At 52.7% G+C, this 13,046-nt stretch carries 12 protein-coding genes; 8 read left to right on the top strand and 4 right to left on the bottom strand.

Features of this window, described 5'->3' with window-relative positions; genetic code table 11:
• Window positions 1-16: 16 nt before the first annotated feature.
• The 4 genes from GN278_14410 to GN278_14395 all read left to right on the top strand — a co-directional run bounded on the left by GN278_14410 (window position 17) and on the right by GN278_14395 (window position 6,289).
• Window positions 17-802: a uracil-DNA glycosylase gene (locus tag GN278_14410; GenBank protein ID XAT61845.1), complete on the top strand. Its 786-nt coding sequence runs from the start codon at window positions 17-19 to the stop codon at window positions 800-802.
• Window positions 799-1,341: a molybdenum cofactor biosynthesis protein B gene (gene moaB / locus GN278_14405; GenBank protein XAT61844.1), complete on the top strand. Its 543-nt coding sequence runs from the start codon at window positions 799-801 to the stop codon at window positions 1,339-1,341. Before GN278_14410 ends, moaB begins: the two co-directional genes overlap by 4 nt.
• Before the next feature lie 95 nt (window positions 1,342-1,436).
• Window positions 1,437-2,894 carry an HlyD family efflux transporter periplasmic adaptor subunit gene (locus GN278_14400; protein ID XAT61843.1) on the top strand — a complete coding sequence of 486 codons (1,458 nt, stop codon included), beginning with the start codon at window positions 1,437-1,439 and terminating at the stop codon, window positions 2,892-2,894.
• Between the two features lie 2 nt (window positions 2,895-2,896).
• Complete coding sequence (locus tag GN278_14395; protein XAT61842.1) at window positions 2,897-6,289, top strand: AcrB/AcrD/AcrF family protein; 3,393 nt, start codon at window positions 2,897-2,899, stop codon at window positions 6,287-6,289.
• On the opposite strand, the gene GN278_14390 is transcribed toward GN278_14395, so the two are convergent.
• Window positions 6,286-7,095: a hypothetical protein gene (locus GN278_14390; GenBank protein ID XAT61841.1), complete on the bottom strand. Its 810-nt coding sequence runs from the start codon at window positions 7,093-7,095 to the stop codon at window positions 6,286-6,288. The two genes, GN278_14395 and GN278_14390, sit on opposite strands and share 4 nt — an antisense overlap.
• Window positions 7,096-7,221: 126 nt before the next feature.
• Here GN278_14390 and GN278_14385 point away from each other — a divergent pair, with 126 nt between their 5' ends.
• Window positions 7,222-7,794 (top strand): hypothetical protein, encoded by a 573-nt coding sequence (locus GN278_14385; protein ID XAT61840.1) that lies wholly within the window; start codon window positions 7,222-7,224, stop codon window positions 7,792-7,794.
• Window positions 7,795-7,800: 6 nt separating this feature from the next.
• On the opposite strand, the gene GN278_14380 is transcribed toward GN278_14385, so the two are convergent.
• Complete coding sequence (locus tag GN278_14380) at window positions 7,801-8,748, bottom strand: threonylcarbamoyl-AMP synthase (GenBank protein ID XAT61839.1); 948 nt, start codon at window positions 8,746-8,748, stop codon at window positions 7,801-7,803.
• Window positions 8,749-8,858: 110 nt separating this feature from the next.
• Between GN278_14380 and GN278_14375 the strand changes: the two genes are divergently transcribed.
• From GN278_14375 to GN278_14365, 3 genes are all read left to right on the top strand, one after another.
• Complete coding sequence (locus tag GN278_14375; GenBank protein ID XAT61838.1) at window positions 8,859-10,574, top strand: acyl-CoA dehydrogenase; 1,716 nt, start codon at window positions 8,859-8,861, stop codon at window positions 10,572-10,574.
• A gap of 2 nt (window positions 10,575-10,576) precedes the next feature.
• Window positions 10,577-11,614, top strand: a complete 1,038-nt coding sequence (locus GN278_14370; GenBank protein XAT61837.1) for an MBL fold metallo-hydrolase — start codon at window positions 10,577-10,579, stop codon at window positions 11,612-11,614.
• Window positions 11,615-11,758: 144 nt separating this feature from the next.
• Window positions 11,759-11,893 (top strand): aa3-type cytochrome c oxidase subunit IV, encoded by a 135-nt coding sequence (locus GN278_14365; protein XAT61836.1) that lies wholly within the window; start codon window positions 11,759-11,761, stop codon window positions 11,891-11,893.
• A 69-nt stretch (window positions 11,894-11,962) separates the two neighbouring features.
• On the opposite strand, the gene GN278_14360 is transcribed toward GN278_14365, so the two are convergent.
• Both GN278_14360 and GN278_14355 read right to left on the bottom strand, forming a co-directional pair.
• Complete coding sequence (locus tag GN278_14360; GenBank protein XAT61835.1) at window positions 11,963-12,292, bottom strand: AzlD domain-containing protein; 330 nt, start codon at window positions 12,290-12,292, stop codon at window positions 11,963-11,965.
• Window positions 12,289-13,002, bottom strand: coding sequence for a branched-chain amino acid ABC transporter permease (locus GN278_14355; protein XAT61834.1), 714 nt, complete (start codon window positions 13,000-13,002; stop codon window positions 12,289-12,291). The genes GN278_14360 and GN278_14355 overlap by 4 nt, the downstream gene beginning before the upstream one ends.
• Between the last annotated feature and the right edge of the window lie 44 nt (window positions 13,003-13,046).

Below are 13,046 nucleotides of genomic sequence, written 5' to 3'. Positions count from 1 at the left end.
GGCTAGACTTTCATCTATGGAATCGCAAATTGACTGGCACAGCGCACGCGCGCTTTTGGAATGGCAGGTGGAACTGGGAGCAACCGAGGCAATCTTGGATGCGCCGGTGGACCGCTTTGCGCTTGAGGCAGCAGCCCCAAAGCCGGCCGCTGCTAAAACCGCGGCTGCCCAATCTGCGCCTCGGCCCATTCCCCATCAAGATCCTGTTCAAATTGCCAAACAGGTGGCCGAAGCGGCCAATTCGCTGGACACTTTAAAGGCTGCATTGGCCAGCTTTGAGCATTGTGAGCTAAAGCGCGGCGCGCGCAATTTGGTGTTCAGCGATGGAAGCCACAAGGCGCGTGTGATGATTGTCGGCGAGGCGCCCGGCCGCGATGAAGACCAGCAAGGCAAGCCTTTTGTCGGCCGCGCCGGTCAGCTTTTGGATAAAATGCTGGCTGCAATCGGTTTGGACAGGCATGCGAAGGCTGTGGAAAATGCGGCCTATATCACCAATGTTGTGCCATGGCGCCCGCCGCAAAACCGCGAACCCAGCCCTGAAGAGATCGCTATGCTGACGCCTTTCTTACTACAGCATATCGCGTTGGTTAAACCAACTGTTGTGGTGGCGATGGGGAATATTTCCTGTCAGGCATTGCTGGGCAAACGTGGGATTTCCAAGCTGCGCGGACAGCTGCAAAAAAGTTGCGATATAGATGTGATACCGATGTTCCATCCGGCCTATCTTTTGCGCAATCCAAGCGCTAAAAAATTGGCCTGGGCCGATCTTTTAATGTTGAAAGCAAAACTGAGCGTATCATGAGCCGCATCGACGAAACACTTGAGTTTATTCCTGTAAAAATAGCCATTCTGACAGTGTCTGATAGCCGAAGTCTGGCTGACGACAAATCGGGGCAGACTTTGGTTGACCGGCTTGCAGCAGCGGGCCATCATTTGGCAGAACGCACCATAGTGCCCGATGAACGCATTGAAATTGCCCAGCAGTTGCGGCAGTGGATCGACAGCCCGAATGTTGATGTTGTGATCAGCACCGGTGGAACGGGTCTTACGGGCCGTGACATAACCGTGGAAGCCCACCGGGATGTTTATGAAAAAGAAATTGATGCCTTTGGTACGGTATTTACCATGGTGAGCATGCAGAAAATTGGCACCTCGGCAGTGCAAAGCCGCGCCACAGCTGGTGTCGCGAAGGGCACCTACCTTTTTGCCTTGCCTGGAAGCCCTGGCGCCTGCCGTGATGCATGGGATGAAATTTTGCTCAAACAGCTCGATTTTCGTCACCAGCCATGCAATTTTGTGGAAATAATGCCCCGCTTGGAAGAAAATCTCCAACGGAAGTGAAGCGACCAACCGTATAAAACTGGCTTGGCAAACCTAGAATGCACACTACAACTTAACAGCATAAGCGGGTTTTTCCCGCTGAAAGGGGCTAAAACATGCGATTTTTTAGGAAAAGCCTGGTTGGGCTCCTGCTGCTATCCTTAACCGTGGGGCTATTTGCCTATGCAGGGCAGATGGTAAGCTCAGCGATGAAAGACAGCATGTCGCGCAAGCCCCGAACGTCGCAGCAACGAGAACGGGTATTTACCGTCAATGTAGTCACTGCAGAGCCGCAATCTATTACCCCGATGCTAGAAGCTTTTGGCGAGGTTCAAAGCCGCCGCACGCTTGATTTGCGAATGGCCACAGGGGGGCAGGTGATCGAATTGGCAGAAGGCTTTGTCGAAGGGGGTCAGGTGCAAGCAGGCGAGGTGCTTGTGCGGTTGAATGATGCAGATGCGCGTTCGGCTGTCGGCCGTGCAGAGGCGGATGTGACCGACGCGATGGCCGAAGTGGAAGAGGCCGACCGTGCGCTGGTGCTAATTAACGATGAATTGCAAGCTGCACGGGATCAGGCCGATCTGCGCAGCCGCGCCCTTGAACGCCAATTAGACTTGAAAAAACGCGGTGTTGGCACCTCTGCGGCTGTGGAAACTGCCGAGCTGGCAGCGTCTTCTGCCACCCAGGCAGTGCTGTCGCGGCGCAGCGCGGTAGATCAGGCCAAAGCCCGCGGCGCTCAAGCACAAACCCGCCTCGCCCGAGCAGAGTTGGCTTTGCAAGATGCAAGTCGGCGGTGGAAAGATACCGTTCTAACGTCGGAATTCAGCGGGACGCTGGGCAGTATCAGCTTGGTGAAAGGCGGTTTGGTCAGCCCGAATGAGAAAATTGGCAGCTTAATTGATCCCGAAACCCTTGAAGTTGCATTTCGGGTATCAACTGAACAATACGCACGCCTGCTTGATCGGTCCGGAAAGCTGATCAAAAGCCAGGCTAAAGTCTCGCTTAATGTCTTTGGAACAGAGCTGACCACAGATGCCGTGTTAAGCCGCGACAGCGGATCTGTTGGCGCTGGACAAACTGGACGGCTCTTGTTTGCCAAATTGCAAAACCCGCGCGGATTAAAGCCGGGTGATTTTGTCACTGTGGCGCTGAGTGAGCCAACGATGGACAACATTATTAAGCTGCCGTCATCTGCCCTAAATGCAGATAACGCTGTTTTGGTTTTGACCGAGGATGACAGGCTTCAAAGTACCGAGGTTCGGGTCTTTCGCCAACAGGGTGACCACATTTTGGTGCGTGGCCGCGGTTTAAGCGGCCGCGAGGTCGTGGCCGAGCAAACGCCGGTCTTAGGCAGTGGGATCAAGGTTAAACCGCTTAGAAGTGGTGAGGCAAGCACCCCTAAAGAGCCCGAAGTCGTTGAACTCAGCGACGAGCGGCGCGCCAAGCTTATCGCGGCGATTGAGGGCAACGCATATATTCCCAAAGATGCCAAAGAACGGATTTTAACCCAGCTCAAGCAGGACAAAGTCCCGGCCAAGGTGGTTGAGCGTATTGAAAGCCGGATGGGAGGATAAACATGGTACGTGATCTTCCAAAAGCCGCTGGCGGCATTCTGTCGTATTTCACCCGCCATGGCACAGCTGCAAATTTATTATTGGTGGTTTTGATTATTGCCGGTCTGGTCAGCTTGCCGCGCATGCGTGCGCAGTTCTTTCCAGATGTTATTATTGACAATGTCACTGTCAGTGTCGCGTGGCGCGGCGCGGGCGCAGAAGATGTTGATGACGCGATTGTGCAACTGCTTGAGCCTGCCTTGCTTTCTGTTGAAGGTGTAACAGGTGCAAAAAGCACATCGCGCGAAGAACGCGCCAACATTCTTTTAGAATTTGAACCCGGCTGGGATATGGCGCGCGCGGCTGCCGATATTGAAACAGCTGTGGATCAGGTCACTACGCTGCCCGATGACGCCGAAGATCCATTGGTGCGGCGCGGGGCTTGGCGCGACCGTGTGACAGACGTCATCATTTCCGGCCCGCTTGATCCTGCGCAGTTGGCTCTATTTGCCGATGAGTTGGTTTTACGTCTGTTCGCCGAAGGGGTGACACGGGCCACCGTCACCGGCGTGGCAGCCCCGGAAACAATCATTGAAGTGCCGGCGGTTAATTTGGTGGCGCATGACATCACCATGCAGCAAATCGCGGCGGTGATCGCGCAAGAAGTCAGCGCCGACCCTGCTGGCGATGTGAGCGGCGCAAATGCGCGGGTGCGAACCGGTGTGGAAAAGCGCTCGGCAGAGCAGATTAGGCGGATTGTACTGCGCTCGAACGCGGATGGATCCTATTTGCGCATCGGGGATATTGCACAGGTTCGCGTCGAAGGGGTCGACCGCCAAAGGGGATATTTTGTTAGTGAAAACCCGGCTATTGCGGTGCGTGTGGACCGGTCGCAACAGGGCGACGCCATCGAAATTCAGGATACAGTTCAGCGGATTGCCGACCGGTTATCGGAAACCCTACCGGAAGGGGCCCAGATCGAATTGATCAGAACCCGTGCAGAGTATATTTCGGGTCGCCTGAACATGCTGCTTGATAATGGGCTTAGTGGTCTTGGGCTTGTGCTGATATTGCTGTTCCTATTTCTCAATGCCCGCACGGCTTTCTGGGTTGCCGCCGGTATTCCTACGGCGATGCTTGCTGCGCTTGCAATTATGTATGCTGCGGGCATAACCATTAATATGATTTCATTGTTCGCTTTGATCATCACTTTGGGGATTGTGGTGGATGACGCTATTGTGGTTGGTGAACATGCTGACAGCCGTGCCCGTAAGGGGCTTGGACCTATTGAAGCTTCTGAAACTGCTGCGCGCCGTATGGCGCTTCCTGTGTTTGCGGCAACCACGACCACGATCATAGCCTTTTTCGGGCTGGTTGCGGTGGGTGGCCGGTTTGGTGATTTGATTGCAGATATTCCGTTTACCGTTGTGGTGGTGCTGGCGGCCTCATTTATTGAGTGCTTTTTGATTTTGCCCAACCACATGGCGCACTCGCTCAAGCACGGAGTGAAAAATCACTGGTATGACATGCCGAGCCGGGTGGTAAATATTGGTTTCGAATGGGTGCGCGAAACCCTGTTTCGCCGGTTGATGGCTTTGGTCATTCGTGGCCGCTATGTCGTGCTTGCAGGCACCGTTGCGATTTTGGCGAGCCAAATTGCTATGTTTATGTCCGGCCAAGTGAAATGGCGGTTTTTCAACGCACCAGAGCAGTCTTCGGTGAGCGGTAATTTTGCCATGGTTTCCTCTGCTGGGCGTGAAGATACGATGGAAATGATGCGCGAAATGCAGCGTGCAACCGAAGAGTTAGGGCGCGATTATGAGGAACGCTACGGCAGCAACCCTTTGGATTACGTGGTGGCCCAAATTGGCGGCAATTCTGGGCGCGGTTTATCCGGCACTGAAACCAAAACACCGGATCAATTGGGCGGTATTTCCATTGAACTGATCGACCCTGATTTTAGATCGTATTCCAGTTTCGCCTTTGTGGGCGAGTTGCAGGATAAAGTACGCCGGCATCCTTTGGTCGAAACAATCTCGTTCAGGGGATGGCGATCGGGGCCGGGTGGTGACGCGTTAGATGTACAGTTCTATGGCGCAAAAGCAGAATCCTTAAAAGCAGCGTCAGAAGATTTAAAGGCCGCCCTGAGCCGATTTTCAGAGGTCTCGGCAGTTGAAGATGACTTATCCTATGACAAAGAAGAGCTAATCTTAGAACTCACAGCCCAGGGCCAAGCATTAGGATTTACCATTGACGGGTTAGGGCGCGTTCTGCGCAACCGTTTAAACGGGTTGGAAGCTGCGAGTTTTCCGATGGGGCCGCGCAGTGCAGCGATTCGTGTAGAATTACCTAAAAACGAGCTTACGGCAGATTTTCTTGAACGCATGCAGTTGCGGACTATTGCAGGGAATTACGTGCCGTTGGCCGATATTGTAAGCGTCAACCGCCGGTCCGGCTTTTCAACTGTGCGCCGCGAAAACGGAATTCGGCTGATTTCCATTACGGGCGATATTTCCGAGGATGATCCGGCAGCGGCAGAAGAAGTGTCTTTAGCACTTGAAAGCGAAATACTGCCCGAAATTGCCAGCAAACACCAAGTAGATTGGCGGCTTGCAGGACTGTCAGAACAGGAAGATGAGTTTCTCAACGATGCGCGCACCGGAATGATCCTATGTTTGGTCGGCATCTATCTGGTCCTGACATGGGTTTTTGCCAGCTGGACACGGCCGGTCGTGGTGATGGCTGTTATTCCCTTTGGGTTGGTCGGCACGATATACGGGCATTACATTTGGGATGTTCCGTTATCGCTGTTTACCGTGGTTGGACTTTTGGGAATGACAGGAATTATTATTAACGATTCCATCGTGCTGATTACATCGATTGATGAATATGCCAAAGAGCGCGGGCTTATCCCGTCGGTGATTGAAGGCACGGTGGATCGTCTCAGGCCAGTTATGTTGACCACTTTAACAACGGTGCTTGGCCTTGCGCCTTTGCTGTATGAGCGTTCCTCGCAGGCGCAGTTTCTCAAACCCACAGTGATTACATTGGTCTATGGTTTGGGGTTTGGCATGCTCTTGGTGTTGTTGGTTGTCCCAGCCTTGATCGCTGCACAGCATGACGTGCGCCGTCATTTCGTTTCGCTTCGCCATGCTTTGTTTGGCCGCGCTAAATCTGTGCGCGCGGCAACTTGGGGTTTAGGGCTTTTGATCGCTGGTTGGTTTGCTGTCACCATGGGTTGGGTGATGAATTTTGGAGCCATGCCGCAAAGCCTCGCCAACGGGCTGCCATTTCCAGTGAATGCGGCCTCAATGCCAATCGCGTTTGCAGTGTTTTTTACTGGGGTTTGCGGGATTATCCTCGTTGCGTTTCTTGCGAGTTTGATTGTGCAGGGTGTTGGCCGTCTGCGCGCTTAAGGGGCGCAGGTGCCGGCATCAACTGTGTGGTTTGACCCAACAACAGTTATACTCAAGTCTGATCCACGCAGATCAGAGGGCCGACCTAAATCGCCATGCAAGAACCCCTTAGCCGAAAGAACCTGCCCATTTCGTTTGGGATGCTGCATAGATATCCAATGTCCCAACTGAGAATATTCAAGCATCACAATTTCTTGGTCGCCGGTGGGCGGCAAAGACAGCTGAACATCTATTTCAAGGGTATCGCCAGATGCACTAAACGTGCAGGCGAGCTCTTTGAGGTCAGCCTCGCTTTTTGAGTAGGGCAGATTGGCCAGTGCAGCAATAATCTTGGGGTCGGGAGTTCGGCTGTCGGGGGATAAAACGCCTGAAAAGGAAAGTGCTGCCGGTATGCAGATATCGTCACAAATACCTAGAGAGGCCTTTAGATTAAGCTCGACCAAGCTTTGGGGGTCTGAGGGCTGAACAAGCAATGGTAAAACCACATGACCAGAATAACCAATTGACCACATATCTTGCGGACCAAATAGGATAGGAGCAGGCCAGATAATCTCTAACTCTTGCGCATTGCGAGAACCACTAAAGTCAAATTGCGGAGGAAAGCCCGTGTCGCCCGGCGCGCGCCAATAGGTTTTCCACCCCGGTGCAAGATGAATTTCCAATGCCGCCGTATACTGCCCGTTGGATTTGAGCCAACCGCTGCGCAGTCCATGCGCGTTGATACCTTGAGTGTCAGCTGCAAGATTGTGCGCGCTCAATAAGGCCCAAAAACTTAGCCAGGAAAAAATAACATGTGTTAGCTTCATGCACAGTGAATGCGCGAATATTTGCCATTTGCCAAGACACTTTTATGCGATTTGGCCGTGCGCAGGACATTGCAGTTGCATAGAAGGCTGTCACAGGTCATTCTGAACATAAAGAAAGGATTTGGCATGAGCAGGCCTGATCAAAGTTTGGAACTTGCTGGAAAGCTCCTGATTGCGATGCCAGGGATGATGGATCCGCGATTTGATGGCTCTGTGATTTATATGTGCTCGCACAGCTCAGAGGGCGCAATGGGCTTGGTCATCAACCGACCAATAGAACATGCGTCCTTCAAAGAACTTTGCAGTCAGTTGTCCATAGAAACTACCAATGCTCGCTCTATTCCGGTGCTTTTTGGCGGCCCAGTTGATCAGTCGCGCGGATTTGTTGTGCATTCGCAAGATTATCAGGCAGAGGTTTCAACGCAACCTATCGGGCAAACGCTTTCGATGACAGCAACCAAGGATATCATCGAAGCTGTTGCAACCGGCTCTGCACCTGAGCAGGCAAGTTTATTCATGGGGTATTCTGGATGGGGCGCGGGTCAGATCGAAGACGAGATCGCCAATAACGGCTGGCTTGTTTCTGATGCCAATGAGGATATGGTCTTAAGCGTTGACCACGGGGGTAAATGGCAATCTGCACTGGGATTGATGGGCATTGATGCGTTGATGCTATCAAGTTACGGGGGAACGGCGTGATGCGTTTTAACGTGGCGCAGCTGCTCTTTGAAGCCGGTCATTGATTGCTAGCCCAAGCCCGGTTTGCGGGATTGGGGATACCGCGATCATTGCTTTTCCTTCTGCATCTAGGCGGTGCAAATGACTAAATAGGTTTGCCGCCGCTTCAATTAAATCAGCCGAAAGTGATAGGTTAAGATCACAATCAACCGCTCCAAACCCTAACCGTGCTTCATCTGGTCGCCAGTTTTTGGCATCCAGCCGAACCTGTGCACGCGGCGCATAATGCGAATCCATCTGACCGGGCGTGGTGATTTTGTCGACAGTCGTCTGGATGTGAACAGGCTTGCCAATTTCATTTTTTATATCTTCGGCGGCAACGCCGCCGGGACGTAAGAGCACTGCGGTGTCATCTAGTCGAATAATGGTGGATTCAAGCCCAACAGTGCACAGCCCTCCGTCCACAATCGCGTCGATGCGGCCCTTTAGGCCGGATCGCACATGCGCCGCGCTTGTTGGGCTAATCTGTCCCGATGGGTTTGCCGATGGCGCTGCAACGGCGCCGCCAAATTTTTCCAGTAAAGCTTTGGCCACAGGATGGTTGGGAACCCGGATGGCGATGGTTGGCAAACCTGCACTGAGCAAATTCGAGAGGCGTGCCTCTTTTTTTCGCGGCAGCACAAGCGTTAAGGGCCCCGGCCAGAACGCTTTCGCCAGTTGATCGGCCAGATCACTCCATTGAACAAATCTGCGCGCCGTTTGCACGTTTGCTACATGCACGATCAATGGATTGAACTGCGGCCTGCCTTTGGCGTGGTAAATTTTTGCGACCGCATGGTCATTGCTTGCATCCGCGCCAAGCCCATAGACTGTTTCGGTTGGAAAGGCCACCAAACCGCCATCCTGCAAAATACTGCTTGCCTGTTTAAGATGCGCAGCAGCGGGGGAAAGAGATTGGGTGCGGATAGTTTTCATATTGACGCTGCGTTTTGGTTGCTGGTTAAAGACGGTCGATTAAGTTATCACAGTGAGTTGCGCATAATAGCAAATGTTTGCGTTGCCAAGTCTACTTTCGAGGAGGTCCAATGCCATATCAAGCACCGATAGACGAGTACAAGTTTCTTTTGGATCATGTGGTGGGCTTTGATCAGGTGAGCAACACGTCACGTTTTAACGAGTCAACACAGGATATGGTTGAGGCAATTTTGGCCGAGGCTGGGCGCATGTGTCAGGATGTCTTGGCGCCTTTACAGCGTGCAGGTGACACTGATCCGGCTCGGATGGAAAATGGTAAAGTGAGAACCTCAGCAGGCTTTAACGAAGGCTATAAAGCGATTGCAGAGGGGGGATGGGTTTCAATGTCGGCCAGCCCAGAGTATGGCGGTATGGGGCTTCCGATGACAATCACCACAGCCGTGAATGAAATGATGGCAGGCGCATGTCTGTCGCTGCAACTCAATCCTTTGATGACCCAAGGCCAGATCGAGGCGCTTGAACATCACGCCAGCGATGCGATCAAATCCTTATATCTGCCAAAGCTGATTTCTGGGGAATGGTGCGGAACAATGAATTTAACCGAACCGCAGGCCGGATCAGATGTTGGCGCCTTAAGCGCCAAAGCAGAGGATAACGGTGATGGAACCTATGCGGTGTCTGGGCAAAAAATCTATATCTCATGGGGGGATAATGATTTTTCTGAAAATGTGTGCCACTTGGTTCTGGCGCGCCTTCCCGGTGGGGCCGGTGGAACTAAGGGGATTTCGTTATTTTTGGTGCCCAAACTGATCCCGGACAGCGATGGAAACCCCGGGGTGGCCAATGCTTTGAAGGTTGTAAGCTTGGAACATAAAATGGGCCTGCATGGCAGCCCGACAGCGGTGATGCAGTATGACGGGGCAACCGGCTGGCTGATCGGCGCGCCGCATGACGGTATGCGGGCGATGTTCACTATGATGAATAACGCGCGGTTGGGTGTGGGTGGTCAGGGCATTGGCGCTGCAGAAGGCGCGTATCAACATGCGCTCTCTTATGCACGCGAGCGCAAGCAAGGCCGCAGCCCCATTGCTGATGCCTCTGGAACTATTCTTGATCATGCGGATGTGCGGCGCATGCTGTTGACCATGAAAGCCGATATTTTTGCTGCCCGCGCGATTGCTTTGGCCAATGCTGTGGCCATTGATTTAAGCTCTGCCACGGCAGACCCTGCGTGGCAGGCCCGCGCGGCGTTGCTGACCCCTATTACCAAAGCTTTTGGAACCGATGTGGGGATTGCCGTTGCAGAAATGGGCGTGCAAGTGCATGGCGGCATGGGATTTATCGAAGAAACCGGAGCCGCACAGTATAGCCGCGATGTGCGCGTCACCGCAATTTATGAAGGCACAAACGGAATTCAGGCGATGGACCTTGTGGGCCGCAAAATGCTTGACGGCGGCGAGGCCGCTTTTGCGCTGTTGGATCAGTTTGCAAGCGAAAGTGAAAGCGCAAAGCAAAGCCATCCTGATTTGGCCGATAAGGTTTGGCAGGCAACAGAAACCCTGCGCGAAGCCGTGGAATGGATGGCGACGCAAACAGAGTTTAATGACCGCTTTGCTGGCGCAACAGGCTTTTTGCGTGCCTTTGCAAGGGTTCTGGGCGCGCACTTCCATCTTCATGCAGCAATGAGCGAGCCAGAGCCAGGCCCTCGGGGGAAACTTGCCAGATTTTACATCAACAGTTTGCTCCCCGAACATATCGGTTTATTGGATCAGGCCCGCCAAGGGGCCGAGGATCTGTATGCCTTTCGCCTAGAGGAACTGGCCTAAGAATGACGGATGACCTGCAACTGATCACGACCCCTTGGACATCGCCGCCCGAGATCGGCTCTGCAGTGGAAGTGGCCAAAGGGGTGTTTTGGGTCAGGTTGCCACTGCCGATGAAGTTGGACCATGTGAATACCTATGTCTTAGATGATGGTAACAGTTGGACCGTTGTTGATACCGGCATGGGGTCGGATAAAACCCGACAGATATGGCGCGATTTACTTGGCGGCGTTTTTTCGCAAAAATCTGTAGGACGGGTGATCATAACCCATCACCATCCGGATCACATCGGGCTTGCAGGTTGGTTTCAAAGCGAATTCAATGCAGAACTATGGACAACACGCACCGCTTGGCTGATGGCGCGGATGCTTTGTTTGGATGTGCAAAAAACACCGCCTCCCGAAACCTTGCGGTTCTGGCAGCGCTCTGGAATGGCGCAGGACATCATTGATGAGCGGGCCAATGGAAAGCCGTTTAATTTCGCTGATGCGGTCCATCCGATGCCGCTGGGCTTTCACAGAATACAGCAGGATGATGTGATTGAAATAGGCGGTAGGCACTGGCAGGTCCATATCGGGCACGGCCATGCACCAGAACATGCCACCCTCTGGAACAGCTCTGATAATCTGGTGCTTGCTGGGGATCAAATTATTTCATCAATTAGCCCAAATCTCGGGGTGTATGCCACAGAGCCAGAGGCAGATCCGGTTGGCGACTGGTTTGAATCCTGTGGCCGGTTGGCAAAACTAGCACATCCAGATCAATTGGTTCTGTCCGGCCATAAACTACCATTCAAGGGTCTGCCCTTTCGGTTTAAACATATGATTGAAAACCACCATAGCGCTTTGGAAAGACTAATCGCTTTTTTGGATCAGCCCAAAGCGGCGACAGAATGCTTTCAGCCGCTTTTTAAGCGGCGTATTGGCGCAGATGAATATGGCCTAGCTCTGGTTGAGGCAGTGGCGCATCTTAATCATCTCTATTTAAAGGGGGATGTAACCCGCCGCTTGGACCCAGATGGTGTGTATCGCTATCATCGCTAGGACGCCGGCGCTGCGCCGCGCGCGCATTTTTGAGCTTTTGAAGGGGTGCGACGAGAGGCAGCATCAAAAGAGTTTGGCTAGAGGATGACAGCGGCCAACAAATCCGCTAGAGACAGAATGAGAGCTTTGACTAGGAGTAGCCGAATGGCCAAGCATGAACACGGATCAATGGACACTGAGGACCAAGAAAAAACATTTGAAGGGTTTATGTCTTTAGTGACAAAAACAGCGATTTTCTGTGTGGTTGCGTTGGTGTTTATTGCACTCGTAAATGGGTAGTCTACGCACGTCATTTTGAGACGTGATGTGTTTAGGCAGTTTCTGCCTAAACTTTTCCAAGATTTAATCTTATGCCATTTGCCCTGTGACATAAAGGCAGAGCGCGCCTAGTAGGATTGCGGCAAATACATTTTTTGTCTTGTAACCCACCGCCAAGGTAACGGCCGCCGCGATCAAACGGGGCCAATCTAGAGCGCCGCCGGTGGCCTCTGGCCAAAGTACCAGCGGTGCAATTAAACCAGGCAGCAAGCCGACCGCCGTGTAGCGCAGATGGCGCAGAACCCACGGCGGCATTTTTCGATCACCCACCACGCCTAGAAATAAAAAGCGCAATCCAAACGTGCCAAGGCAAAGCGCCCAGATCACAAGCCATAAATTGCTTTCTTGTGCAAAATTCATCCGCGGCGCTCTCCAAACCCGCGCTGTTCACTCCAAGCGCCGACGCTCATCCCGATCACACCTGCGAGCATAATCCCAAGGTTATACGGCATGGCATGAAACAAAAGCCCCGCAATGACCGACGCCAGAGCGGCGAGAATATGCGGCACAGTGCGTAGCAATGGGGCGAGAAGGGCAATAAATGTAAGCGGGGTGGCAAAATCCAACGGGATTTCGGCGGGAACGGATTGACCGGCCAATGCCCCAAAAAAAGTTAACGCGTACCAAATCGGGATCACAGGCGTCGCAACACCAAAGAAAAACGCCAGTTTTTGCGGCATGTTCATTTGAGGGTTGTTTTCATATTGTAGAATGCTTGTGGCATAGCTTTGATCAACCATTGTATATGCCGCCGCCATCCTCTGCCAAAACCTTGCTGTGCCCAAATGAGGTGTCATTGCGGCCGAATAAAGCGCCATGCGCAAATTCAAAGCCAACGCAGATAAAATAACAATTACAGTGGGGGTGTTGTCTTGCATCAATTCCAGCGCGGTAAGCTGCGCTGCGCCAGCCACCACCAGCACGCTAAAGCTCAGCGCTTCAAAAACACTAAGGCCTGCTTCGGTTGCGACCACTCCGAATAAAAAACCGAAAGGTCCAATGACAAGCGTATGTGGGGCGCCGTTTAGTACACCCTTTATGAAAAAACCTGACGGCTGTGGGATTGACATATATGATACCTAAAGTAGCACAATAGAGCGATGCAATTCTAAAA

The sequence above is a fragment of the Rhodobacteraceae bacterium Araon29 genome, from assembly GCA_039640505.1.
In the GTDB taxonomy this organism is placed as follows: domain Bacteria; phylum Pseudomonadota; class Alphaproteobacteria; order Rhodobacterales; family Rhodobacteraceae; genus CABZJG01.
Note: the sequence above shows the minus strand (reverse complement) of the source record. Positions and strands in the feature narration are given on the sequence as shown.

Coding starts and splice junctions, on each gene's coding strand:
- GN278_14410 (XAT61845.1), top strand. CDS start 17: ATGGAATCGCAAATTGACTGGCACAGCGCACGCGCGCTTTTGGAATGG.
- moaB (XAT61844.1), top strand. CDS start 799: ATGAGCCGCATCGACGAAACACTTGAGTTTATTCCTGTAAAAATAGCC.
- GN278_14400 (XAT61843.1), top strand. CDS start 1,437: ATGCGATTTTTTAGGAAAAGCCTGGTTGGGCTCCTGCTGCTATCCTTA.
- GN278_14395 (XAT61842.1), top strand. CDS start 2,897: ATGGTACGTGATCTTCCAAAAGCCGCTGGCGGCATTCTGTCGTATTTC.
- GN278_14390 (XAT61841.1), bottom strand. CDS start 7,095: ATGAAGCTAACACATGTTATTTTTTCCTGGCTAAGTTTTTGGGCCTTA.
- GN278_14385 (XAT61840.1), top strand. CDS start 7,222: ATGAGCAGGCCTGATCAAAGTTTGGAACTTGCTGGAAAGCTCCTGATT.
- GN278_14380 (XAT61839.1), bottom strand. CDS start 8,748: ATGAAAACTATCCGCACCCAATCTCTTTCCCCCGCTGCTGCGCATCTT.
- GN278_14375 (XAT61838.1), top strand. CDS start 8,859: ATGCCATATCAAGCACCGATAGACGAGTACAAGTTTCTTTTGGATCAT.
- GN278_14370 (XAT61837.1), top strand. CDS start 10,577: ATGACGGATGACCTGCAACTGATCACGACCCCTTGGACATCGCCGCCC.
- GN278_14365 (XAT61836.1), top strand. CDS start 11,759: ATGGCCAAGCATGAACACGGATCAATGGACACTGAGGACCAAGAAAAA.
- GN278_14360 (XAT61835.1), bottom strand. CDS start 12,292: ATGAATTTTGCACAAGAAAGCAATTTATGGCTTGTGATCTGGGCGCTT.
- GN278_14355 (XAT61834.1), bottom strand. CDS start 13,002: ATGTCAATCCCACAGCCGTCAGGTTTTTTCATAAAGGGTGTACTAAAC.